Below are 24,407 nucleotides of genomic sequence, written 5' to 3' on the forward strand. Positions count from 1 at the left end.
GCGATACTGGGATCGAACCAGTGACCCCTTCGGTGTGAACTATGTACGGCATATCGTGTTGACCTGCGGATGTGATGCTTCCGCAGGTCAACACGGTTTCGTTCAGAGTCGTTGAATGTAGTTGAAGGCCGTTTATGGCGCATACTTGCTCCCCGTTTGCTCCCCATTTTGCTCCCGCATGGGGCACGTCTCGCAAGGACCGGAAGAGGTCACAGTTGGTTCAGGTTGGCTCGGTAGGGGTGGAGAGCTGGGCAGGCAAGGAGGCGAGGAGCGTGGCGATGCGTTGTATCGCTTCGGCGGAGAGGCTTGTATGCGCGGCCATGCTGCTGGGGATGGTGTCGGTGGGCAAGCCGAGGTGGTGGAGGTCGGTGAGGATTCGGCGGGCGTCGCGAAGGCCTGGCTTGTCGGCCTAGCCGTTGTTCCCGGCGAACACCAGTTGGTCAAGGTGCTCCTCGAGGGTTTGGTTTGTGGTACTAGGCAGCCCGGTGGTCAGGTCGACCGCTCCGACCTGGCCTGCCCAGTCCTAAATCGGGGTGTCTCTGTGTTCCCACACGCAGATGGCCGACGATGCCGTTCGTTGGGCTGCGCGAAGGGCCTTGAATGTCGGTCGGTATGCCAAGACGGGGCCCGTGGTCTGCGGGCCGCTGCGGAGGCTGAAGTGGGTGGTACCGCGCGTGAACGTGTCCAGCAAGCCGTCGAACCGATTCGCAGTTCGTCGGTGAACAGCACTGGCGGCGCACCGGTGCGCCGCTGCTGCGTGTCGAGCCACTGCGCGACCAGTCGCCGTCCGGCCTGGTGGGTCTCGGGTGAGACGGGTTGCGGCAGCCATGCTGCGGCGTCGGATCGTGGGATCGTCATGGCAGCTCCTTTGCTACTTGCCCGCCGTGTTGAGGTAACCAGAGTAGGCGATGAGACCGACAGTTCACGGGTGCCCTGTGGCGTGACACGGGGTGTCCCAGCGCGCGCTGATCGTCCCTGTTGGAGGTGCCGGTGAGGCGCCCGCCCTACTCCCCTCCCAGACAAAGTCCGCCCGATTGGGGATTCGCTAGTTGTTGCCACACCCTTCGTGCTCGGCTCCTCCTGGATAGGCTGGGCCAGTCGGTCGGGACAACAGGGTGGGGCGCGAGGTGGCTACGGAGCAACGGCAGGTAGGCGCGCGGGTGGCGCTCAGTGCTATGGCTGTGCCCGCGGACCCGATCCCGTCGGTGGCCTTGGAGGGCGCTCCTGTCCCGCCGGGGATGCGCATGCGGATGTTCTCGCCCGATGAGTGGGAGGAGTTTATCCGCGAGTGGGCTACCGCGCTGGACGTGGACTACGTCCAGATCAAGCGGCTGGGGGGTGCGGGGGACAGGGGCGCGGACGTCGTCGGGTTCAAGACCGACCGGCAGTTCGAGGGGCCGTGGGACTGCTTTCAAGCCAAGCACTACGAGACGCCGATCAATTTCAGCGTGGCCGCCGGTGAGATCTTGAAGGTCTTCGTGTCGGTGATTGACGGGGCGTACTCCCTGCCCGACACCTATCAGTTTCTGGCTCCCCGAGGGGTGTCAACTCCGTTCAACATGCTGCTCGGTAACCCTACCGACCTGCGGAACAAGTTCCTAGCTCGACTCGTCGAAGGCGATGCGCTGGTGAAAGGCTTGGATGGGGGCGCGCTTGCTGCTGTGCGAGCGTTGGCGGCGGACACTGAGTTCTGCATGTTCAAGTCGGTCGAGGTCCAGGATGCTCTGATCACACACGGCCGGACGAGGTGGCACGCGGCCAGGTTCGGCACCTCGCTCCCTGTGAGGGGTGACAGCGCCGCTCCTCCGGAGCAGTACACGCCCGAGGAGACTCGCTACCTGCAGCAACTGCTGGAGGTTTACACGGAACGTCACCCGGACCGGATCACCACGCTGGAGTCGGTGGCCAGTGTGCCGAAGGTGGCCAGGCACCTGCAACGGCAGCGGGTGAGCTTCTTCAGGGCGGAGTCGTTGCGGGCCTACTCTGCCGGGGCAGTGCCCGAGGGCACCTTCGAGAAGCTCCAGGACGACATCCATGACGGGGTCATCGACGTTGCCGACAGCGACCATAAGGACGGCTACACGCGGCTGGGCCAGGTGCTGATCCAGGTGGGCACCCTCGACCTCAGCCGCCACAAGCTCATCGACGTAGCCGACATCGATGACCGCAAAGGCGTCTGCCACCAGCTGGCCAACGACGACCGGCTGACCTGGGTGGAGGACTCGTGAGAACTCCGCTTAACGGCCCGCTGGAATACGGGGTCCGAGTCCTGGTGATGCTGACCGAGGCGTATCCAGGGCAACTAGACATCAACCACTTGGTCCTGCTCGACCACAGTGTGCTGCATACAGCCGATCTCGGCGGCCCGCCGAGCATCCACCCTGCTCATGCTCTGCATGCTGGTGAGTTGGGTATGCGACGCGCCAGCGTCGAGCAGGGGCTGCAGGTGATGGTGCGCGCCGGGCTGGTCACCATGCGCGCGTCGACCGTGGGCATCCGCTACGAGGCAGGGGACGAGGCTCATAGCTTCGTCTCAGCGCTTGCTTCGAGTTACATCGTCGGGCTACGCGACCGCAGTCGATGGGTAGTGCAGCAGCTCGGGACACTCACGGAAAGCGAGATCCGCAGCCAGACCGCAGCGATCTTCGGCGTCCGGCCCGACGGCGGCGGGCCAGACGACCACGGGAGAGGGACAGGTACATGGAACGGCTGACTCTGCTGCACCTGACCTTTGTTGGCCCGGGGGTCGTTCCCGCCACGGTCGAGTTCGGGCCGAAACTAACCGTGGTTCGCGGCCCGTCGGACACGGGGAAGTCGTACATCGCCGACAGCATTGACTTCATGCTCGGTGCTTCGGCTCTGAAGGAGATACCGGAGCGCGATGGCTACGACACCGTGCTGCTGGGCATCCATCTCCCGGACGGCAAGGACGTCACCTTGGCGCGGGCTGTACAGGGCGGGGCATTCCGGTTGCTCCGCGGTGACCATCGCACCAATCCGCTGCCTGCGGGAGGCGACTCCCTGTCGGCCACGCACGACAAGAAGAAGACCGACAGCGTCTCGCGCTATGTGCTGGGCAAGATCGGCCTGGATGGCAAGGTTGTCCGCAAGGACGGCGCGGGCAGGACGATTTCGCTGAGCCTGCGGAAGCTGCTTCCCTTCTTTCTGGTCAACGAGACCAAGATCCAAGCCAGGACCCCGCCTGTCGAGACCGGGCAGCATGCGGATCGGACCGGAGAGATCTCCACGTTCCGCTTGCTTCTCCAGGGCGAGGACGACTCGGCGCTCGAGCCAAACGAGTCGCCGACCGAGCGCCGTCGGTCCAAGGCAGCCAAGCACGATGTCATCGACAAGTTGCTGGCCGAGGCCCGCAGAGAACTCAAGACCGATGAGACGCTCGAGCAGGTCACCGAGCGGATCGGTCGGTTGCGAGCGGCCATCGCCGAGTCAACTGGTACCATCGAGCAGACGGCCGCGGCACGGCAGCAGTGGGGACATCATCTGTCCAACAGCGAGCGGCTGGTGACAGCCGGGCGGCGCAGTATCGCCGAGCTCGACGCGCTCGACGCGAGGTTCGCGTTGCTCCATGACCAATACACGTCGGACTTGGATCGGCTCGACGCTGTCGGCGAAGCCGGGTCGCTGCTGGGCTATTTCACGCCGGGTCGCTGCGTGTTCTGCGGGGCCGAGCCCGAGCACCAGCACCTCAACGCAGACTGCACCGAGGACACGACCGCCTTCTCCCAGTCCGTACGCGAGGAGCAACGCAAGACGACCGCCTTGCGCGAAGACCTCCTCCAGGCCATCGCCGGGCTGCGTGACGAACGTGCCGGGAAGGCAGAGCGGCTCCAGAACTACACCGGGCGAGCTGCCGAGGCCGCGGCGCAGATCGCCCGACTCGACTCTCTGCTCAACCCCCGCCAGCACGAGTTGCGTGACCTGCTCGCCACAGCCACCCAGCTCGAACGCGACGCAGACACCATCCGTCGCGTCCAGCGGCTGGAGGCCCTCCGCTCCGAAGTCACGAAGGCACCGAAGCCGAAACCAATCAAGCCCACCGCAGGACTGCAACGTAGCGCCGTCGACGCTCTCTCTCACATGATCGCGAGCCGTTTGCGTGCCTGGGGCTTCCACGACGCCGACAGCGCAAGCTACAGCTTCGCTGAACAAGATGTAGTGTCAGGCAACCAGTTGCGCACCGCGCACGGTAAAGGCGTCCGAGCCGTTCTACACGCCGCGTTCACAATCTCCCTCGCCCAGTACTGCTTCGACAACAATCTTCCTCATCCCGGCGTCGTCGTGCTCGACTCTCCCTTGGTGGTCTACCGTCCCCCGGACCCAGGTGCCGAGCCTGATGATAGTGGCAGTGTCCTGGACACCACGAGCCTCGCCAGCCGGTTCTTCGCTGACGTCCACACAAACTTCTCCGGACAGATCATCATCCTTGAGAACGAGGACCTCCCGGACTCACTGGGCGCTGGATGGCGAGACATTACCTTCACCAAGAACATAGACCGCGGTCGATACGGTCTGTTCCCTCACCCCCGATCACGTTAGATCGCGCCATAGGCGGTCACCTAGGATTCCATCGTCCGTTGTCTGCCGCGCGAGCTTCCGGCCTGGCGGGTTCACAGACTACATGAAACTTCGATTTGAAGCCGCCACGGCAAAGGTCCCGTGGCCGACAAGTCTAGGAGTATTGCAGTGCCTTCGGACCGCAAAAATTTTGGTACCTCGATCTTTGAGCTGCGTTGGCCGATTGAGATCTTGGTTGAGGAAGTTCGGCGGTTGCTCGACTCGGACCCGCCGAAGTTCGCGAATTGGTCCGAGGAATGCGAGCGTCTGCTCGAGGAGGCATTTCGGTCCCAAGAACCGGCTGTCGAGTTCCGGGCTGAGTCTGACAAGGGCGAATGGCTGGCCGCACTTGTCGAGCACGCTCAGCGTCTCCCGCGTGCGACCAAGCCCAAACCGTACTTCTCTCAGCGCGGCCGTGAGCGCGTCGAGCCCAGCCGGTTGAGCCTCGGGGAGACCGCCCGGCGGGTTCGCGATCTGATCTCTGACCTGGAGCGCCGCGGATACCTCGTTCAGGCTCTCGGGCAGAACTGCGTCGACACGGGCGAGCAATTCGGGACGTTAGGCTCGGCCCCGTGGGATGAACTGCACAGGCGCTTAGGGCGCAACGACTTGTTGCCGATCGAGCGTTGGTGGTCTGAATACGTACTCGATGACCTTTGCGACGTCATCGAGATTATACATGACGTCATCGCTAGGCCGGCGAGAGCCTACTTTCACAACTACGGGGCGTGCGGCTGGCACTATCAGGACTTCCGTACCGGCGTTGCGCAGAGGCTCTATCGGGCCCTTGTTAACGAGATCCTCGGCGAGAGCAACTTGGGCGTCGCCCTCGGTGAAGGTGGCCGATGCGAGGAGGTCGCCGGGGGTGACGAACTTGAACCACTGATCGCCAATGCCCGGGCCGACGGCAACTCGGGAGGAGCCCAACACGACGACTTCTTAGACGCGCTCGACTTGTTTCGCCGACGAAGGGCGACGGAGACCGAGAAGCGAGCGGCCATTGTGACCTTGGCCGGGGTACTCGAGGAACGTCGTGACCTCATCAGGGAAAACTTCCTCCAGAAAGACGATCGAGCGTTGTTCGAGATCGCGAACAAGTTCAACCTCCATCACCGGAAGGTTGACCAACATAACAAGTATGATGTTGAGCTCTACTTTCAGTGGATCTTCTACTGGTATGTCTCGACGATCCGACTCACAGACAAAATTCTTGAGCGGCAGGCAGTGTCAGGGCTCTAAGCACCTGTCAAATCCACATGACAATCTCGGCCGGAATGTATTCCGCACCGAGCCCCTGATGTGGAGGCGTGGCGCTCAGCGCTTTTTTCAGCTCTTCGTTTAAGGTCTTGCCGTCGGGACATACGATAAGGCAGTTAAATGGGAAGTTGTCGGGTTGGCCGTAGTCGATAAAGTCGTCGCGCTGGTCGAGCGGCGGCCGGTTAGCCATCCCTTCAACAAACTGATGTTGATGACGCAAAAGTACGACGGCGTCGACGTTCGGGTACGTCCGTCGCTTACCATCGGGCAATTTGTCAAAGCTGTTCGATGTCAGGAGTCCCGAACTCGGGGACAGTAGTGCACTGATCGGCTCATTAACGAAGTCATCCCACACGATTACTAAAACAGACCTAAAGTTGGGATCGGCGACGCGGAAACCGGCGAACTTATTATCAGCACTGCGCAGGAAGTCCTTGACCGGGTTGTCCCGTGGCAAGATCATTTCGCCCGATAGCGCCTCCTTCATGCCGGGCATGCGGTCTAAGAGCTGCCAGTCTGCGGTCTCGCGCCCTTCTGAGAGGGAGCGCAGGTCGGGTGTCTTTACCTCGATGCCCAGCCGGAAGCCTGAGGCGTTCACAGTCATCTCTGGGTTCTGCTTTGAACCGTCGGCCACCGGCTCGTGATCGAAGGTGACCGGGACGGGCCAAGGGTAGCTGACGAAGTGATGCACGACCAGCAACTCGCCGAGCCATTGCTTGATCTGCTCGTAGTCGTCCAGGTTCTTGTGTCGACCGCCGATGCGTTCAAGGCGGCCAAGCATGTCGTCCGCGAACCCGCTCATCATCCGGTCGCAGGTCAGTAGGGCCTCCAGAGTGACTTGCGCGAACGGCGGCTCATGGGCGTGGTGCGGCGAGAAGTTCCACTGCAGCCAGTGCCACTTCTCGAACATGGGCCCTGAACGCAGGCGCTCGAGGAGCGGCTGCCAGCCCTGCTTGTTGCCCGCCACGTGCTACCTCCATATAGATAGCGATGTCTGCCAAGGTGTCGAGGGCGCCAGGCGCGCCGTCTGCGTTCGCCGTCGCGACGAGCTTGCCACCTCCACCAGACTTTCGAAGCACCGCGCCAGCTGTGGCCGTCGGCACCTGATGGTCTGGCAGAACCACGTAAAACTGAGATGGCGGACAGCAAGCTGGCCGCCGTACGATGTCGTCGACCTGCGGTTGGTCGCTGTTGTAGGTCGTTAAGCGCTGCTTAGAGAGCTTTTAAGTGTGAACTATGTACGGCATATTGTGTAGACCCGCGGAATTCGAGTTTTGTAGGTCAACACGAGTTCGTTCAACGTCGTCGAGTGCGATTCGCGGCTGTTCTGGGCGCATTCTTGCTCCCGTTTGCTCCCCATCGTGCTCCCGACTGGGATGTGGTTTCGCGGGGCCGCCGGACGAGGTCACAGTTGGTCCAGGTCGGCTTGGTAGGGCTGGAGGGGTGGGGCCGGCAGGGAGGTGAGGAGTGCGGCGATGCGTTGGATCGCTTCGGTGGAGAGGTCTGTGTGGGCAGCCAGGCTGCTGGGGATGGTGTCGGTGGGCAGGCCGAGGTCGTGTAGTTCGGTGAGGATGCGGCGGGCGTCGCGGAGGCCGGGCTTGTCGGCGTAGCCGTTGTTGCCTGCGAACACCAAGTGGTCGAGGTGTTCTTGCACCGCTTGGTCGGCCGGGGTGGGGAGCCCGGTGGTCAGGTCGATCGCTCCGACCTGGCCTGCCCAGCCCCGGATCGGTGCGTCTCCGAGTTCCCACACGCAGATGGCCGACGTTGCCATCCGTTGGGCTGCGCGCAGTGCCTTGAAGGTCGGGCGGTACGCCAGAACGGGTCCCGGGGTCGGTGGGCCGGCGCTGCGGAGGCTGAAGTGGGTGGTGCCGTGGGTGAAGGTGTCCAGCAAGCCGTCGGATCCGATTCGTAGTTCGTCGGTGAACAGGACGGCTGGTGCGCCGGTTCGTCGCTGTTGGGCGTCGAGCCAGTGCGATACCAGTTGCCACCCCGCCTGGTGGGTTTCGGGGGAGGTGGGCTGCGGTAGCCATGCTGCGGCGTCGAACCGCGCGATTGTCACCTGCCTGCTCCTTCGCCTCGGACCATCGGGTAAGCGACCAGAGTAGATGACGGTGCCGACACTTCATGGAGCCGTGCGTGCCGGGTAGGCGAGCGGTCTCTGCTCGTGCTGGTAGTAGAAGCGGTCATCCCAACAGAGCTCGCCACATGTCGATGGCTTCGCGGGTGATGAGCGTGGTGGGGTGTTCAGGTCCGAGAACGCGCTGTTGGTCAGGTTGCAGGGTTTCCAGGGTGGCTATGGCTCCCGGCAAGTCGCCTGTCTCCTTGCGCCAGAGGGCGATGGTGCCGCGGATGTCGAGGGTTTGCGGGTGGTCGGCGCCGAAGACGCGCTTTTGGTCGTGGAGGAGCTCCTCGAACGCCGCGATGGCGCCGTTCGGGTCGCCTGCCTGCCCGCGGACGGTGGCCAGTGCGTAGCGGCTGGCCAGTGTGTAGGGGTGGTCCGCGCCGAGAACTCTGAGCATGTCGGGTAGCAGGTAGTCGAGGGCCTGAGTGGCTTCTGCCGGGTCGCCTGCCTCGGCTGTCCAATGGGCGATGTTGTGTCGGGTCATCAGTGTCTTGGGGTGGTCGGGGCCGAGCACTCGAAGGTGGTCGGCCAGCAGGTCCTCGAACCCCGCGGCGGCACCGGCCGGGTCTCCTGCCTGTCCTCGTGCGGCGGCCGCGGCCAGTTGGCCGTCGAGGGCGGTGGGGTGGTCGGGCCCGAGGACACGCACGAGATTGGGCAGCAGTTCGTCGAACAGGGGGATCGCCAGTGACGGGTCGTCCGACTCGGCGAGTGTGATGGCGTGGTTGGCCTGGGTCTTCAGTGTGAGTTCATGATCGGCGCCCAGGACTCGCAGCAGGTCGTCCAGTAGGTCGTCAAACGTGTCGGGCACGTGTGTCGCTTGATCTGTGTGCCGCAGCCAGGTGGTGAGGTTGGCGCGGGTGACCAGGGTGGCGTGGGCGTCGGCTCCCAGCAGCCTGGTCTGGTCGAGCACCAGCTCCTGGGCAGTACGGATCGCGTCGTGCACGTTGCCTGCGCGGGCTTGCCAGTGGGCCAGGTCGTTACGGGTCGTCAATGCGTCGGGGTGGTCCGGACCCAGGACTCGTGTCCGGTCGGAGAGCAGCTCCGTCAACGCGCGCACCGCGCCGGTGCTGTCACCGGCCTCCCCTTGCCAGTGGGCGGCCTCGGATCGCGTCGCCAAGGTGTCGGCGTGGTCAGGTCCCAGGCGGTGATTCGCGGCGGAGTGCAACAGGCGAAATCGGCTGACCGCGGAGGTGACCATGCCGGTCGCGCCGAGGCTGCTCGCTGCCCGGAACAGCACCTCGTGCGCACCGTCGTGCCAGAGGTGGTCGTCGCAGTTGGTCGCCAGGGAGTCTGCGTTCGCTCGGAGTACCTGGGTGAGCGGCGAGTTCCGCACCAGGTCTGGCCACAAGTGCAGGAGCCCGTCGGCCGCCACGCGTGCCAACGTCGGGAGCTTGTCCGGGGCCACGTCGTCTCGCGCGGCTCGCTGCACCAAACCGTGGACGCGTACGACCGGCCCGTCCAAGACGGCCAGACTCACCCGATGCAAGCACCGCAGACCATCCTGGACGTCCTGACCATTGACGGCCCATCCGGCCTGCTCGCCCAGGTAGCTGACCACGCTCGGCGTGCTGAACAGGTCCACCGGAATCCCGTCGGGGCTCAGGAGCGCAGCTACGTCCAGCAGAGGACTCGCCAGGCCCGCGGGTGCGAGTCGGTCGGCGAGCTCGATGGACAGCGACCATGTCGCGGCGACGGTCGCTTGATGCGCGTCCGGCAGGGCCTCCCTTTCCGGCAACACGGTTGCCAGTCGTACGCGATGATCGGCCAACCGTTTCATGTAGGCGGTGCAGGACAGTTCTCGATCGAGCATGTACGTGGCGGCCTGAGCCAGGGCCAGCGGCAAGCATCCCAGGGCTGTGATCAGATCAATGCCGCCGTCCAACAGATGCCGTCGCCCCTCCACGACACTGGCCAGATACGCCTCGGCTTCCGCGCTCGTGAACGGCTCCACCTCGACGACCCGGCCTTGGGTCTGCAGCGCGGCGTCGCGACGCCGGGTCGTCACCACCACTTGCCCCGTCGTGGAGGACGCGGGCCATAGCTCCACGAGGTCCGCCGGTATCCGGACATCGTCGAGGACGACCAACCATCGCATCGACGTGCTGGCCAACCAGTCGAGGAACCGTCGCGCGCCGTCGTCCGGACGGGCGTCCTCGACGCCTGTCACATCGGCCGCGACACGCGCGTAGCCGGAGATCACCGCGTCCCGCGTCCCCGCGCTGACCCACACCAGCAGGTCGACCTCACCAGCCGTCCACGCACGTTCGGCATACTCGGCCGCGAGTTGGGTCTTGCCCGTGCCCCCCATCCCCGACAACACGATGGTGTCCACGAGCGGGGCAAGGGAACCCGACAGCGCACGGCGCTGGAACGACGCCGCTCGCAGGGGAAGGGGACCCGCTCGGTGAGGAAAACTCACCGTCGCCCTGGCTGCCGCGTGGTGATGCTGGTGCACCCCGCCCTCGATTCGCCCAGCCTGCACCAGCAACCCGGACACCTCGCCCATGACCGAGTTGACTACGCCGATCCGCGGCGAGTCCTGCCTCGGCTCCGTCACCGCCCGGTCCTCCGCCGAATCGGAGGCGGAGTCGAGTCGATCGGCACCTTCGCGTGCGGAGTCATCCGAGGACACAAGCCGGACCCTATCCTGTGCGGCGAGACACTGGACTCTACGCGCGCTCGCCACGGTGAACGACGGCATCATGGTGTGTTCGCCGCGATAGCCTCAACGCGTGGTGAACTCGGTTGGGCTTGATGGATGGCCGGAAGGACGGAGGAGGAACCTCCTGTGGAGGATGGCGTTGAAGCTGGACTACGACGCGGTCGACCGCCATGTCCGCGACGCCATTGGAACCGAGTGTTCTCTGCGTCGGCGCCGGTGGGGCGGTATGGCACTCCGGGCGGTGTTGGGTGATGACGGGCGCTACCACCTGCTCGAGGGCACGTTTCCGTTGTGCTCGGGCGGTCGCAAGCCGGACTTGCTGACTCCGGCCCTTTTACCGCTCGACAACGTCCACACCCGTCGATTCCGCTGGTACACCGATGGAACCCACTATCGGGAGCTTCCTCCACGCCGCCGCCGCGGGCTCGGCAACTTCGACACACCCTGGGATCAGGAAGGGACCTACTCCGAACGGACACGAGAAGTCACCTGGACAGTTCAATTCCAGGACAAGGAAGTCGATCCCGCACATGTCCCGGCGAACGTGCGATGCTACTTCCTTGGTGGACGTGCCGCCTGGCCACCGGATCTCGACACATCCACCCCGCTCGGACGCATCCGAGCGACACTGGTGGACTTGGCGGGATCGGCCTGCCACGCATGCGGCCGCGACTTCGGCACGGTGGTGGACCACGACCACTTCACCGGGGCCGTCCGCGGTCTCCTGTGCACGCACTGCAACAACAACATCGACAAGTGCCCGCACCTGTCCGCGTGTAGGTGGGCCGACTACCTCAACAGCCCACCCGCGGAGCATCTCGGCATCCGGCACCCCGACGCGACCAAGGCACGCTCGTGGAGTAAGGACAGAATAGAGCTGATGGGCTTCGACCCATTCCCCAAAGGCCCATAACTGTCTCATGCGCCACTGTGCATCGTCGCAGCTACCCAGACGCCATTGCTCCGACGCCAACGCCGAGCGACTGGTGCTGCTGCACGGGAGGATGTCGCCCTACGGCTGGCTGGCGACCAAGAGGCGACGCCGACGCGTTGAGCACGGCCTTGATTCCGAGCGCGTCGTGCGTCCGGCCGGTGTCGAGTTGAGTAGGCTTCGAAGTCACAAGGGCGGTTTTACTATCGCTTGCGTCGCGGTTTGTGTGTCTTCTTTGGCGGTGGGGGTGCGCTTACGAACGCGCCGGGACTTCTGAGTGAAAGTCTGGCGCAGAGGATATCTAGCGAGGTGTCATGCGCTGGAGTTCGATTGTCATACCAGGTGTCAATGAGCTCTCCCCGGTCGTCGTAGAGTAGCCCGAATCCTCGGTCGAGTTGCATTTGGTGTTTCTTGGCGGCCGTGTAGTCCCTCAGACGTTGCCGCGATGGCCCCAGTGGGGCCGTGGTGGGCGTGGTTATCCATATGATGAGTGCGCTGTCGCGCTGGTGTGTGCCTACTGGCATGGCGATGCTGTGCGGGAGCCCGTCGGACCGAGTTTGCTTGGCCAGGCGGGGTCCGTTGACCGCGCAGCGGCGCTGTCCGGCGTCGTCGAAGCTCAGGAGGGTGGCGGTCATGGCGAGCCAGCCGGGTTCGCGTCGGGCGGTCAGGTCGTCGATGAGCTGTAGAAGCGCTGGGTTCGCCTTCATGCGTGGTTTGTCCGCAGGTGTGGTGCGAAGGCCGAGTTGGTGGAAGTACCAGGCGTCAAGGGGGTCGGTGCGGCTGATGATCAGTTCAAGGTGCTGCTCGCGGTATCGACGTCGGTTCTTGGTGCGAGGGGCGCCGAGCTGGGGTAGCGCCTGGTGGGTGCTGTCCGGGTCCGGCTCGACATAGAGTTGGGCAGCGTAGAAGTGCAGGAAGAAGTCGAGTTCGTCGGAGGCGTGGAAGCGGCGTGTGGTGTCGGGTTCGGTGCGGCGCCTCAGGTAGAGCAGCAGTTCGGCGGGGCGGTCGACGAGTTCACTGATGACCCGCAGGTCGTGCAGGGAGACCGTCCACGGTAGCGCGTCGGTGGTCAGCAGTCCGCTTCTCACCAGCTCGCTGGTGATGGTGGCGATGCTGGACAAGTCCTCCAGGCTCACCGCGATCGAGTGGATCTCGCGTACGGGTTCAAGGTCCAGCCAGGTGCCGTCTCTGAGGCGCAGTCCGCGGTCCTGGATGATTCGTTGGCGGAGGCGGTCGGCTTGCTCGGCGGCGTCGGTGACGATGCGACGCAGATCCTGGCGTAGCCGGAGCGGGTCGCCGGTGCGGGAGCGTGCGCGTAGCGCTACGGCTTTGGCTTCGATGATGATCGCGATGTCATCGACCAGAAGCAGCCCGTCGCCTTCGGCCAACTTGGTGTAGGAGCTGGGGATGGTCTCGGAGTCGTTGGCAGGGACGAAATACTCGAAACCGAGATGCTGCACCTGACCGGGAAGATGTCTGGCCACAAGGCGAGCGGCCTCCGTTTCGAGGTACACGCCCCGGTGCTTGCTGTAGATGTCCCAGGCGCCACCATCCACGCGCAGGGCATCCTCGACGCGCTCGCGTACCGCCGGAATTAGCAGCGCATGATGTACGACCATGTACTCACCGTCGTCAGCGGCGAGGATCGGGCGAGTCCGGAACGGCGAGCTACCCGCCAGAAACTCCAGCACGGCGTCGGCCGCTGATCGGGCGCGCATCGGTGTCGAGAACAGGTCAAGCACGGCTGACACTGTTTCGCCATCCACGCCGGCCGCAGTCGCGGTTCTCTCAGCGGTACGTCCTCTGCCGGTGTCGAGAACGTGCTCTAGCAGCGCTCTGATCCCATCAACGTCTGCCAGGTCCGACACATCATCGTGTGTGTTACTGACGAACTCGGCTAGTAGGTCGAAATCGCCAGTTTGATCGCTGATGGCCGTCTGCTGGAAGGAGGTGAGCACTTGACGAATCTGTGAGACGGTGCACCCCAGCACTGAGCGACACGCCTCTTCCATGGAGGGGTCGTCGAAGAGTGCGGTGAGCGTGTCCTCCACCATGTGGGGATAGGAGGTGTTACGCACCGCTGCCTCGCGTAGGCGTGTGCCAAAGCTGACGCGGTGCATCGGGTCGTCGCGATCGACACCGAACATGGTCAACACTTGGCCTGCGTCCATCAGCTCCTGAAGATGGCTCTGTAGCGCACGGAGGACCACACCGGGATTGGGCTCGACGTGGCCCGTTGGGGAGTCGCCTGTTCGGGTACCTCGGGCCGCGAGGATCACCGCGAGCAACTCGGTCGTCGCGACGGTGGCCCCATGGTCACTCTCGCAATAGGTCTCTGGATCAACCAGTGTCAGCTGCGTCTTGACCGTGCCCAGCACGTCGAACGCATCAACGTGCGCAAGAACGGCGAGGACCTCATCCACCGCCTCGCTGACGCGCTGCCGGGCCAGTGCGATCACCACCGCGGGATCTCCGGCGAGTGTGAGGTAAGGCTCGAGCCGCATCGCGCCACCGAGAAGTCCGGAGACAGTGGAGGACAGGTCTGCGACCCCATCAGCCCCCCTGGCCGCGCGCTCCCGCTTCCTGCGCTTGGCGGTCCGCTTGCGCTGCTGCTTGGACATGACGCGCACCGTACATCCAGCTACCGATGGAAACGCGCCGCCACCGGCGCTTCGGTTCGCGTGCCCGCACCACGTGGCGATGACACAGGTCACTGACCGGCACCGATCTATGGGCTGATCTGGGGTCCAATCTAGACTCGATGGCTCTGACCTGCGGGGTGGGCTGCTGGGGAGACCCTGGTGTGATCGGAAGGGGTAGTGAATGGGCGTCGGTGGTTTCTGCGGCTGGTGGAGGGACACCGCTGGGTCGTCGAACGCACCCTGGCCTGGCTCACCAACGGCTACCGCCGACTCACCACCCGCCGGGAACGCCACGCCCGCAACTACCTCGCCTTCACCACCCTCGCCGCCGCACTCACCTGCTTCAAGAAACTCCCCACATGAGACACACTCTCAGGCAGGTCAACGCGTGTGCATTTGGAAATGCTCGGTGCAGTTCGGGGCAGTTCAATGAGCATTTGCTCCCGCTTGCTTCCCGTTTGCTCTCCGTCGCAGGCGGTGGTGCGCTTGTCGGCGTGTGCCTTGGGGGCGAACTCGTCAGAGATTGGCCGAGCAGGTAGCGTCGGAGAGTTGGCGAGCGAGGTGTGCGCAGCTTCCGGTCGGCTCGCGGTGGTCGGTAGTGGGTGAGGGGATGGTGTACTTGCCCGGGACAGACGCGGATCGATTGATGTTGTCAGGTGTTGCAGAGTACTTCGAAGTCGCCGCCGGTTGCGGTGCGGACGTAGACGTCTGTGCCTGCGAGCAGCATGAGTTGGTCGTCGCTGGCTGCTGCGGCTTGTAGTCCGGGTTGGGCGATGATGGTGCGAAACTGGACGCGTAGTTGCGGTGCGATGGTCATAATGTTGAACAGAGCGTTTATGTCTCCAACGAGATAGGGAGACACCTGGGTCCGAGCGTGGTAGCGCTGTGCTCGTTTGTCGAGGTGCCGAAGCAGGGGGTATGCGCCGTTGCGGCTCCACTTGGCACCGCGGACTGCCTGACCGCACACCTCGTAGAGGTCCTCAACCCGTACTCCCGGCTTTGCTTGGGTGAACTTGCAGTGGACCAGGGTGATGTGGAGCGTGGAGTCGATGACCTTGAGACCGACGAGGTCGGCTGCCTCGTAGGAGCCGTCGTCGTCGAGGAGGACGTCGTAGTCCGCTGTGTCCATGAGGTGTGCCGCTACGTGGGCCTGGATGGAGTCTGGTCGTCGCTCGGGTCCTTGGGATTCCGCTCGGAGGTCAATGCCGGTCCAGTCGAGTGGTGTCAGCTTCTCGATAGGGAATGGCGGGTCGTTGCGGGGTTTGAGGAGGCGGTCCTGTGGGGTGATCATGCGGTTGCCCTCGAGGAAGAGGGTGAGCTTGTGCTCGGGATTGTTGACCCACTGCTGCAGAGTCAGGGTCGAGCGGGTCGTGCTCGCGGTCGCATCGCGGCCAAGGGGGGTGTACCGCAGTCCGGTGTCGGTGAAGTCCGCGCGGTAGGGCACGCGCCATGACCCGGTGACGAAGGAGATCATGAACGGCCCTGTGGGCGAGTAGTCGTCAACCTCGATTCCGACCTCGGTGAGCGCGAACGACTTGCCGTCAACCTCCAAGTGCACCCCAGTGCCGGTGCCCGCGTAGTACTCCCACGGCCACTCCGCGCCGATAAGGACGAACTCGGGGCGGGCGGTCAGGTCTTCCGGGATGATGAAGCCTGCGAAGATCCCTTCGAGATCGATGGTGCCGTCCAGCAACCTCGTTCCTTGCCGGTCGCACCAGTCTCGCCAGGTGCGCAAGTCCGGGGCTGTGGACATCGACCAGAAGCGTCCGGAGAGGGCTGCGCTGATGGTGATGTGTTGGCCCGCGTCGAAGCCGGAGGTCGCGATGTGCGTCTGGCTTTGCCCTTCCGTCTCTGCGGTGGTGAGCGCTTTGAGGACGTCGCTGCCGACGTGCATGGAGAAGCGGTTGAAGTGGTTGCGGGAGTCGAGGAGGCCCACGTTGGTGGGGATGAGCCGGTCCACTCGGCCGAGTACCCGGAAGGTCGCCGCTCCCTTGATGCCGCGTGTTCCAGGTCCGAGTACGGCGTTGGCCAGGTCGGCGTAGTCGCCGCCGTTGGCGGAGCCGTGGATGAAGAGGAGCTGCTGGCCCTTGTCGAAGTACATGACGATCAGCTCGTAGTCGACGACCTGCAGCGCTCGCTGGTCGACCCACTTGAGGTGACGGTGGTGTTCGATCACGAACCAAGCGACCTGCCCATCGTGTCCAACGGCCACCACGTCGTCGAGGATCCGGGCGCCGTAGACACCGCGGGCACGTTCCGGTTCCCACGCGGGAACGACGGAGCGGTAGGCGACGGCGCTCATCGTGGGCCGTAGGGATGCCGTCGAGACCTCGTCCGGTCCGTCGGAGAAGGAGGCGTCGAACGCCTTGGTGTCCTCCGTGGCTTGGGCGACACGCTCGGTGATGTCGTGCAACAGCAAGTTCCAGTCCGCGTCTTCGCGGAGCAAGTCGCGCAAGGGAGATAGCGCCGCCGCAGGGTCTCTGGCCACGAACGCGCTCGCTGTTCCGATGGTCGACGTCTCCGAGCGTGAACGGGTGAACCGCCCGATGAGCTGGATCATCGGCCCCAAGCTCTTCCTCACATCGTGCAGAGCGGCGACCTTCAAGGCGGGAAGATCGAATCCCTCGCCCAGCATGTCGACGCACACGATGATGCGGCAGCTGCGGTCGTCGAGTCCCTTGAAGACCGCCTTGCGCGCCGGTGTCGACAGCTTGTCGTAAAGGACTGCCGGACCCAGGTCCGGCGCCTCCTGCTCGTAGAGGGCCAGCAGCTCCTTGGCGCGTTTGATCGACTCTCCTCTGGCCATCAAGATGTGGTCGAATCCCGCCGCCAGGTCGGACCGCAGCCGCGCCACGGCCTGTTGGGCGATCGCCAGGTCCGTCCCCTCCATACCGAACACAGCCTTATAGTCGATCGAGGTGAAGTAGTTCTCCTTCTGCGCCTCTCGCAGCGGAAACCGAAAGATCAAACGACCCGGAAGAGGCTTCCCGTCCTCCCGGAACGGCGTCGCCGTGAACAGCAAGACCTTACGGTCGGCGAACGCGTCGATGACGCTGATCCACTTCGACGCGGGCGCGTGGTGCGCCTCGTCCACCATCAAGTGCGAGAAGGCGCCGAGGAGGTCAGCCCGAGCCTCCTCGCCGCAGGCAGCCACGGCGTAAGGAGTCGCGACCACAACGTTGCACGCCTCGGCGAAGCGGCGGACCTCCGCCGGGTCGGAGATGCCGTGCTCGAGCCTACCTACCACAGGGCGCTGGGCTCCGGGAGCAACGATCTGGTACCTATGCAAAACGCCGAGGCTCTCGAACTTGCCTGCGATCTGATCCCGCAACGCTATGGTCGGAACCAGTACGAGGACGCGCTGAGGTCTCGCCGCCACCAGCAATGCGAGCATGGTCTCGGTCTTGCCCGTCCCGGTCGGCATGACCACGACCCCCGGATCGCCGACCCCGGACGCCCAATGCCCCAGCACCGAGTGCAACGCGCCGATCTGGGGGCGCCGGAGGCTGTTCTCCTCGGTGTGATCCCGAAAGCCGAGAGCCCCCGCGTACGACTTCGTGACCTCGTCGGGTTCCCATCGACGTTTGCTGCCAGACCACTGAACCCTGGATCCGCTCGGCGAGACCAGCGGCACGACGGCAGTCAAGGGAGCCGAGAGGTCGGATTGCGCAGTCCGGTGCGCTGGCCATCGCCCAGACGAGTTGGCGACCCACAACTCCTCCTCATCCTTGCTTACCTCGAGCGTCCCAGCGGGTACGAGAAGCTGCCGGACATCGTTCCCCACGACCCGCTCGACATCCGCCCATACGTGGGACGTCTTCACCTTCACGCGACCTCCCGTCCGGCCCACGGTCGACTTGCTGTCCTGCAGTGCGCATCAGAATGACACCTGACCAGCCAGAACAAGGCTATGTGTCACGCGCACTCCGGCGTGTCGCAAAGCGAGCCAGCCTCACGATCGCGTTCGTCGGTCGCAGATCCACCGTGAACTCGGTGACCTGAAGTCAGTCTTCAACTGGTCATGGGCGCATGTCACGGTGACCCGGCGTCGGCGGAGACACTGTCGGAGTGACGGCTGAGGAATCGAGGCTCGGTGAGTGATGACTTCTGGAGCGAGCCAGAGGGCGTGCGGATCCAATGGCGACGGGGGTGGCTGCGCGCACGTCGACTTCGAATCGATGGAGAACCTGAGCAGAAGGGACGTCGAGGCGCAACTCATCGAATCACACGCGCCCAGATCGCGCTGCTGGACCAGATGACCACATTCCGACAGTTCCCGTTGACCGGTCCCGTCGCACTCGATGTGTGCTTCGTTTCCGGCAGGTCCCAGCCACCGGGGGTGCACCGGCTTGCCAAGCACCTTCTCGACGTGCTCGGCGCGTTGCGGACCCGCGGCCACACATGTGGCCGCCACCACGCCCTCTACCGCGACGACCGCCAAGTGAAACTACTGCACGTTCATCTCTCATCGCGCCATCCAGCCGCTGACGCCTCGGCCTCGCCATGCACGCACGTCACGGCGCGGCCCCTGCGTGATGTGGTGGACGATCTCAGGCGGTTCTCCTCCGTCCACGACGACGCACGCTGCGATGACGACTCCCCTGACTGTCCGGTCCACAGCCCGCCGATTCCTGAGCCCGAGACCCACCCTGCCTTCGACCCATGCCACGCCGAGTCGCCTGAGCAAGCCGAACGCCGGCGCGAACTCAACGACTGGCTCGCGAGCTACAACCGCGGCTGCCTGCAACAGGCTCTGCTGGCCCGGTCCGATGCGCGGCTCACCCTCATGTTCACCCAGTGGCCTCACTGGATCTCCGGCGCGCGTCCACCAGGCCGCCCGCTCGCCGACGATCCGCGCCTGCTTGCGATCCACGAGCAGCTTGACCGCAGCCGCGAACGCAGTCGAATGATGCTGCTGTCCGAACCGTTCACCTTCACGCTGCCTGTGCTGCCCCAGACCCGTGGTGACGGCGTGAACTTCGGAAGGGCAATCGGTCAGGCCGTCGATGAACTGACAGCCAGGTATCCCATCCTGACCTCCATGCAAACACCCGTGAAGGTCATCCTCCTCGTCGTCCCGCCATCCCAGGGCAAGGACCTCGACAACGTCGCGCTCGCTGTCATGCCCGCAGTGCGCCAGGCCGTGGCCCCTGGGGAGATCTCCTCGTACGAGGTCATCGAACTCGCCAGAACTCCTGGCGATCCACCGGAAGGACTGCTACGTCTCGCCTTCGGCGACGGGCTCAATCCACAAAGCACCTGGGAACGCGCGACCGATTACATCGAGGAGCACATGGATAGCGACGACCACTGGTAGCCGTCATTTCGACCGTATGTCAAGGTCTGGAGTGATCGGACCTCGGCAGCCATGGGCGTTCCTCGACCGTCAAGGTCGGCACTCGGGACCTCCCGGCGGCCCCACATGCCCTCGCGCATGAGATCGGGTCGGTGGCCGAGCCTGTCAGAACATGTCGATTAACCGAGCAAGAAGGCCGTCGTCTGCTGAACAACATGCGTCGGGGCAAGCAGGGCGCGATCCGGGTGGGCGGACGATGATCGTTCTGGCTCCGTCGTCCGGCCGGCCGCATCTGCTGCTACGAGAGTGGATGTTGAGGCAGACGCCAGCGCCGAGGAAGTCCTGGGCTTGGACGTGGGAGAGCCGGACCTGCGCAACCGGCGCTCCATGGTGTGGCAAGGATACCCAGCTGCCACTACTTCGCGCAGCTCCTGTTCGTTGAGGCCGACCTGTGAGCTGGACGACGTTCCTGCAAGTACTGGTAGTGGCGCGGGTCAGGTTACGTCAGGTGGGGATTGTCGTATGGTTGCGGCAAGCTGTGGCGGTGACTCCACCCAAGGTTCCCCCAGCTGGAGCTGGCACTCGACAGAAGATCCAGGCTGCGATCGAGGCTGCGCTATGGACGCTGAGCAACGGACGCTGCTACGAGCCTCACTGCACTGCACCTGTCGTGGTGGAAACCCGCCCCGGGGTTTATCGCAAGAACGTCCAGATCTCGCATATCTATGGTGTCAAGCCCGACGCCCCGCGTCATGTTAAAACCATGTCGCCAGAGGAACGTGACTCCTTTAAGAATCTTCTGCTGTTGTGCACACCGCATCACGCGGATGTCGATGACAAGAAGACAGGAGCTACCGACTTTCCCCCAGATTTGCTTAAAGAGTGGAAGATCAAGCGAGAGGGTGTCGCCGGGCCTCCGCTGGCTAAGCTCCGCATCGACGACGCAGAGAAGTTGCTGGATGTACTGACCCGCATGTTCTCTCCGCCTCTGGACCGCCTGGAAGCCATCACAGATCGTTTGGAGCGCACCGGCGAGGTTACCGAACGCACCGTCGACGAGCTTAGGGATGTGCTCCGTACTTTGGGTGCGAACCAGGGTGTGGATCATCAGTCGATAAGACGACTCGCGCTCGCGGCCGAGATGCTTGAACATCAAAACATAAACCGAGCGGCTACTCTACTTGCGGCCAGCGTAGAAGCGCTTCCCGGATTGATTAGTGACCTCGATAAGGCGACGAGAAGGCTGCCTGAGTATTGACCGGTGCGGACCTCGCTCCATGCCACACCGGAGACGTCCGCACAAGCGAAGTGTTGTGAGGGGACGTGGGCGAGGCGATGAAGTGTCAGATTGCAGCCCCAGCTCAGACGGAACTGTCCTTCGTCAACGTCCCCTTCGACGCCCTGACGGTCCTCGACCAAGTCAGAAACTGCTTGATCTCCTTGGGCCCGGCGTTCGATGAGCGCAATTACGGCTGCCGTAGCTTCCGCGACTTCCTGGGGTGCCTGGCGCACCGGGTGGCCGCAGTGGGCTCCTGGGGTGGAGACGTCACGCTGGCGCTTACCGACGGCGCCCTTCCTGGTCCTGCGGACGGAGGGCGGTGAAGGGCACGAGCTGGTCCTTGAGGTGGAGTTGGTCGCGTCGGCCGTCGGCGTAGTTGATCTCGTAGTCGACGACGCCGCACCAATTCCCGTCGGCGCTGGGGAAGCGGCCGTGCAGGCGGGCGGGGACCGCGCCGGTGAGGTCCAGGCCGGTCTCGATGACCCGGCGTGGGAGTCCGTCCGGGCGGGGGAAGAGGGTGTCGAGTCGGATCCAGGCCGGGGTGAGGACGCGGTTGTGTCCGTGTAGGGCGTCGCCGTCCCAGGAGGTGTACGGGCTGATGATCATGGCTCGCCCGGTTCCCGCCGCTTCGTCATCGTGGGGTGGCGGAAGGGGCTGTGGCCGTAGAACCGCTCGTCCAACTCGACGCGGTCCGGATAGGGTCGATCGCCGGTCAAGCGCCAGCCGGTGTCGCGTGCTGTTGTCGCGCAGGTCGGGCAGTCGACCCGGAGTTCGTCGCCCGCGGCGATCACGGTGGTGATGCCGGGGACGAGTGGGTGTCGTCCGCTCTTGCATCTGGTGGGAAGGATGGCGATCACCGCTCCCGTGCGGTCGATCCGGTACCGCAGCGCACCGTCCGGCGGGGGAGGCGTGGAGGGTGGCGTCATGTCCGGCAACATACCATCCGATCGCACATATGTTCGATGTGGACGTTGATCGATGGCCGGTCCCCCTGGCGGGGTCGCGTGGTGGCGTTGATCGAGGGGAAACCTCCGCCCAAAGCTCCGTGTCATCGCGTTAGTGATCTTGCTACACCTGTCCGTGTCCGTATGACGACAGGCTGTCAGCGCGAAGGAAACCGATGCCCCGCACCAAATCCCGCTTGCTCCTCCCTGTTCTGGCTCTCGCTGGGGTCGTGGCCTATGTCGGTCCGGCCGCGGTGATCGACACCGTGACCGGTGTCTTCGAGAGCCGGGACCCGGTGTTGATCGAGGACGAGGGCCATCAACTCCTGGTTGGTGGTGACGGGGAGACCAAGGCTCGGCAGTGCACCGTTCTGGTGGCGTTGACCACGCGGCGGTGCGGTGACGCGAAGGTGGTGGTGATCGACGCGGCCAAGATGCCCTTCATCGCCCGCAACATCCACCTGGCCTGGGGTGAGGGGCAGCCGTCGATCCTGACCCGCAACTCCGCCAAGCAGGCCGCCAACCGGGCCGCAGCGTGCGGCAAGTTCGTGCCGAAGAACGGGGGCAGTTGCGACGAGTACAGCTTCGCGACCACGGACGAGGGCGGTTCCGGAGCGCGGACGGAGGAGGTTCCGCTGCGTGAGCAACGTTGCCAGGGTGGGGCGATCAGCGCCGGGTACGCCAAGGCCAAGGTGGGCCAGGGGGACAGTTTTCTGGTGGTGATCGCCAGCCCGGCCCAGGTTGCCACGGCCGGGTTTGCCGGGGCGGACGTTGCTGACGTGCAGGTGGAACAATGTGCGCTGTGACCCGCTACGCGTGGGCGGACACCGCCTTCGACCTGGCCTGGACCCTGGCCGTGACCACCGGCCGGACCGAGCAGGAGGTGCTCGCCGCCTACGGCGTCCGCGACGACGCCCAGCCCACCGACCTGACCTTCGAGGCCGCGCTGGAGCAGCGCAACGAGCACTTCGACGACTACGGCCTGCTCCAGCTCACCCGCCGCGGGCAGCACCTACTGGCCATCGAGCCCAACGGCTGGGTCGGCAACGCCCCAGAGGTTGCCCGAACGTTGTCTCGCCCGAGCGGGGTATTCCTGTCGGTCTACTGGAGCGCCAACGGCGACCACCAGATCGTCCAGGCACGGGACGGGCAGCTCACCGCCCGCTTCGATCCCACCTTCATCGGCCAGCCCGCGGGCGCCAACGACATGCTCCCCGGCTGGTGCGAACCCGAGGACTTCCCCCTCGACCACCTCAAGTCCGCCAGCCTCGCCGCCGTCGAACGCGTGACCGGGCTGGCCTTCGACGACTCGTGGCTCACCGCCCCGGTGCCCACCTACCGGCTTCCGGTCTGAGCCAACCGCTGCAGGCCGTGCAGCACCCGTTCCAACACGCCCAGGTCATCCTGTACCCACATCGGATTGGACGGATCGCTAGAGGGTAAGGCGGTGTGCCAAGAGCGCCGAGCCGGTGGTGAGTGGAGGCCCTTTGCGCTGTCCTCGACTGCGGCGGTCGATGGGGCCAGCTCCGGCGTGACTCGCGGCAAGAGAGCAGTCGGCCAGTCCCCGCCGTGGGCTGGGTCGACCAAACCGTCGACTCCGACATCACTCTCGCGCCAGTGCAGGCGCAGCGCTCTGCCCGCAGCGGTTTCCCGCTTGACCAGCTCGGCAACCGACACCATCCTGGCTTCCAGGGTGTGCCTAGGCATAGGGCTGAACTCGTCGGTTCACAAGTCGCTCTGGGCGAGCCGCACGTCGGTGCTCGTGCTCACAGTGAATCGCCTGGTCGCTCGCCATCGCTAGCCCCCTCGGCGGTGAAGGGCGGCGAGAGCAGGTCGTCGGGCAGGCTCTTGATCACTCGTCCGGCGAGGGCGTTGCCGACCTCGACCATGGAGGTACCGAGGCTGGCCACCACCCGCGCGGGCAGCGGTTGAGCCACGCCTTGGTGCACGTCGACGATGTTCTCCAAGTACATCTCCAACCCTCGGTAGATCACCGTCAGGCCATGCAGCAGCACCTGACCGTTTCGCCACGGGTTCTCGGGAATGTCGTCTTCAGCAGGCACCGAGCCCGCCCTTCCGCTCGTGCGTTCGCCAGCCGCGGCCATCACCGTCCATGCCCCCCGGTGGTCGCTCCCGCGCGCATCAGGGCAACCACAACGCGCTGGAGCGGATCACCAACGACGGCGCGCCTGGCTCCCCCGGGGCCGGCAGGTCCAGGAGGTCTTGGATGACCTCCTGGATGTCGGTTCCTTCCTTCATCCAGACGATTCCGTCATCCAGGAGTCGGTTGGCGAGGATGTGCGTGCGGTCGAAGACGAAAATGGCGTCGGTGAATTGTTTTTGGCTGTAGCTGGCGGCTACCGCCGCCAGGTCGTCGTTCTCGTGCAACAGGTGGAAGTTCCATCCGGCTTGGCGGATGGACAGGAGATGGACAAGTTCGGGAAAACGGCGCAGAGCATCCTCTGGGGTGATGTGCTTGTTCACGATGCTGGTGCTCCGCGTCCACTGGCTCCGGTGGGTGACACCCCACGCCGGAGACACGCGGCGCCGGCGGGGTCGGGGGTCCTACCAGCGCGTCATCCGGCGCGGGGTGCCATGAACCGAGCTTCGCTCTGGATCATGAGCAGCGGAACAGAGCCGAAGGGGCAGGTCAGGGCCGCAGGCGGGCCCGGCCATTCGGCCGCCGTCCACCCGGAGGA

18 protein-coding genes and 1 pseudogene are annotated in these 24,407 nt (G+C 64.6%); 10 read left to right on the forward strand and 9 right to left on the reverse strand.

From position 1 onward, the window contains the following. Window positions 1-1,244: 1,244 nt before the first annotated feature. From CLV40_RS32320 to CLV40_RS32335, 4 genes are all read left to right on the forward strand, one after another. Complete coding sequence (locus CLV40_RS32320) at window positions 1,245-2,228, forward strand: ABC-three component system protein (RefSeq protein WP_146108332.1); 984 nt, start codon at window positions 1,245-1,247, stop codon at window positions 2,226-2,228. Continuing rightward, complete coding sequence (locus CLV40_RS32325; RefSeq protein ID WP_104482811.1) at window positions 2,225-2,713, forward strand: ABC-three component system middle component 2; 489 nt, start codon at window positions 2,225-2,227, stop codon at window positions 2,711-2,713. Before CLV40_RS32320 ends, CLV40_RS32325 begins: the two co-directional genes overlap by 4 nt. Beyond that, window positions 2,701-4,557, forward strand: coding sequence for a coiled-coil domain-containing protein (locus CLV40_RS32330; RefSeq protein WP_104482812.1), 1,857 nt, complete (start codon window positions 2,701-2,703; stop codon window positions 4,555-4,557). The genes CLV40_RS32325 and CLV40_RS32330 overlap by 13 nt, the downstream gene beginning before the upstream one ends. A 120-nt stretch (window positions 4,558-4,677) precedes the next feature. Next, window positions 4,678-5,814, forward strand: a complete 1,137-nt coding sequence (locus tag CLV40_RS32335; protein ID WP_146108333.1) for a hypothetical protein — start codon at window positions 4,678-4,680, stop codon at window positions 5,812-5,814. A gap of 7 nt (window positions 5,815-5,821) precedes the next feature. Here the strand turns inward: CLV40_RS32335 and CLV40_RS32340 are convergent, their stop codons facing one another. From CLV40_RS32340 to CLV40_RS32350, 3 genes are all read right to left on the reverse strand, one after another. Next, on the reverse strand, window positions 5,822-6,799 hold the full coding sequence (locus tag CLV40_RS32340; RefSeq protein WP_104482814.1) for a hypothetical protein: 978 nt from the start codon (window positions 6,797-6,799) through the stop codon (window positions 5,822-5,824). Between the two features lie 438 nt (window positions 6,800-7,237). After that, a complete protein-coding gene (locus CLV40_RS32345) occupies window positions 7,238-7,891 on the reverse strand; it encodes a hypothetical protein (RefSeq protein ID WP_104482815.1) in 654 nt (217 codons plus the stop codon). Between the two features lie 124 nt (window positions 7,892-8,015). Then, window positions 8,016-10,586, reverse strand: coding sequence for a tetratricopeptide repeat protein (locus CLV40_RS32350; protein ID WP_181043882.1), 2,571 nt, complete (start codon window positions 10,584-10,586; stop codon window positions 8,016-8,018). Between the two features lie 163 nt (window positions 10,587-10,749). Between CLV40_RS32350 and CLV40_RS32355 the strand changes: the two genes are divergently transcribed. Continuing rightward, window positions 10,750-11,529, forward strand: coding sequence for an endonuclease domain-containing protein (locus CLV40_RS32355; protein WP_219824171.1), 780 nt, complete (start codon window positions 10,750-10,752; stop codon window positions 11,527-11,529). Between the two features lie 221 nt (window positions 11,530-11,750). Here CLV40_RS32355 and CLV40_RS32360 read toward each other — a convergent pair whose 3' ends face one another. Beyond that, window positions 11,751-14,168, reverse strand: coding sequence for a hypothetical protein (locus tag CLV40_RS32360; protein WP_146108334.1), 2,418 nt, complete (start codon window positions 14,166-14,168; stop codon window positions 11,751-11,753). A gap of 237 nt (window positions 14,169-14,405) precedes the next feature. Between CLV40_RS32360 and CLV40_RS32365 the strand changes: the two are divergent. Beyond that, window positions 14,406-14,552: pseudogene (locus tag CLV40_RS32365) on the forward strand (transposase); the annotation flags it as partial. A 289-nt stretch (window positions 14,553-14,841) separates the two neighbouring features. Here CLV40_RS32365 and CLV40_RS32370 read toward each other — a convergent pair. After that, window positions 14,842-18,018, reverse strand: coding sequence for a DEAD/DEAH box helicase (locus tag CLV40_RS32370; protein ID WP_219824172.1), 3,177 nt, complete (start codon window positions 18,016-18,018; stop codon window positions 14,842-14,844). Window positions 18,019-18,282: 264 nt separating this feature from the next. Here CLV40_RS32370 and CLV40_RS37560 point away from each other — a divergent pair, with 264 nt between their 5' ends. Beyond that, on the forward strand, window positions 18,283-19,506 hold the full coding sequence (locus CLV40_RS37560) for a RusA family crossover junction endodeoxyribonuclease (RefSeq protein WP_146108335.1): 1,224 nt from the start codon (window positions 18,283-18,285) through the stop codon (window positions 19,504-19,506). A gap of 430 nt (window positions 19,507-19,936) precedes the next feature. Next, complete coding sequence (locus CLV40_RS37565) at window positions 19,937-20,743, forward strand: hypothetical protein (RefSeq protein ID WP_146108336.1); 807 nt, start codon at window positions 19,937-19,939, stop codon at window positions 20,741-20,743. A gap of 300 nt (window positions 20,744-21,043) precedes the next feature. Here CLV40_RS37565 and CLV40_RS32390 read toward each other — a convergent pair whose 3' ends face one another. Beyond that, a complete protein-coding gene (locus CLV40_RS32390; RefSeq protein WP_104482821.1) occupies window positions 21,044-21,370 on the reverse strand; it encodes a hypothetical protein in 327 nt (108 codons plus the stop codon). Beyond that, on the reverse strand, window positions 21,367-21,690 hold the full coding sequence (locus CLV40_RS32395) for a hypothetical protein (protein WP_146108337.1): 324 nt from the start codon (window positions 21,688-21,690) through the stop codon (window positions 21,367-21,369). The genes CLV40_RS32390 and CLV40_RS32395 overlap by 4 nt, the downstream gene beginning before the upstream one ends. 248 nt (window positions 21,691-21,938) lie before the next feature. Here CLV40_RS32395 and CLV40_RS32400 point away from each other — a divergent pair, with 248 nt between their 5' ends. Continuing rightward, complete coding sequence (locus CLV40_RS32400; RefSeq protein ID WP_146108338.1) at window positions 21,939-22,514, forward strand: NucA/NucB deoxyribonuclease domain-containing protein; 576 nt, start codon at window positions 21,939-21,941, stop codon at window positions 22,512-22,514. Beyond that, window positions 22,511-23,062 carry a DUF6461 domain-containing protein gene (locus tag CLV40_RS32405; protein ID WP_104482824.1) on the forward strand — a complete coding sequence of 184 codons (552 nt, stop codon included), beginning with the start codon at window positions 22,511-22,513 and terminating at the stop codon, window positions 23,060-23,062. The genes CLV40_RS32400 and CLV40_RS32405 overlap by 4 nt, the downstream gene beginning before the upstream one ends. 412 nt (window positions 23,063-23,474) lie before the next feature. Here the strand turns inward: CLV40_RS32405 and CLV40_RS32410 are convergent, their stop codons facing one another. Next, window positions 23,475-23,771, reverse strand: a complete 297-nt coding sequence (locus CLV40_RS32410; RefSeq protein ID WP_146108339.1) for a hypothetical protein — start codon at window positions 23,769-23,771, stop codon at window positions 23,475-23,477. Window positions 23,772-23,850: 79 nt separating this feature from the next. Continuing rightward, window positions 23,851-24,192 carry a hypothetical protein gene (locus CLV40_RS32415; protein WP_146108340.1) on the reverse strand — a complete coding sequence of 114 codons (342 nt, stop codon included), beginning with the start codon at window positions 24,190-24,192 and terminating at the stop codon, window positions 23,851-23,853. Between the last annotated feature and the right edge of the window lie 215 nt (window positions 24,193-24,407).

Source organism: Actinokineospora auranticolor (genome assembly GCF_002934265.1).
Classification (GTDB): domain Bacteria; phylum Actinomycetota; class Actinomycetes; order Mycobacteriales; family Pseudonocardiaceae; genus Actinokineospora; species Actinokineospora auranticolor.

What these genes read in the sequence shown, in the direction of transcription:
- CLV40_RS32320 (WP_146108332.1), top strand. Translation starts at nt 1,245, where the DNA reads ATGCGGATGTTCTCGCCCGATGAGTGGGAGGAGTTTATCCGCGAGTGG.
- CLV40_RS32330 (WP_104482812.1), top strand. Translation starts at nt 2,701, where the DNA reads ATGGAACGGCTGACTCTGCTGCACCTGACCTTTGTTGGCCCGGGGGTC.
- CLV40_RS32355 (WP_219824171.1), top strand. Translation starts at nt 10,750, where the DNA reads ATGGCGTTGAAGCTGGACTACGACGCGGTCGACCGCCATGTCCGCGAC.
- CLV40_RS32360 (WP_146108334.1), bottom strand. Translation starts at nt 14,168, where the DNA reads ATGTCCAAGCAGCAGCGCAAGCGGACCGCCAAGCGCAGGAAGCGGGAG.
- CLV40_RS32390 (WP_104482821.1), bottom strand. Translation starts at nt 21,370, where the DNA reads ATGATCATCAGCCCGTACACCTCCTGGGACGGCGACGCCCTACACGGA.
- CLV40_RS32395 (WP_146108337.1), bottom strand. Translation starts at nt 21,690, where the DNA reads ATGACGCCACCCTCCACGCCTCCCCCGCCGGACGGTGCGCTGCGGTAC.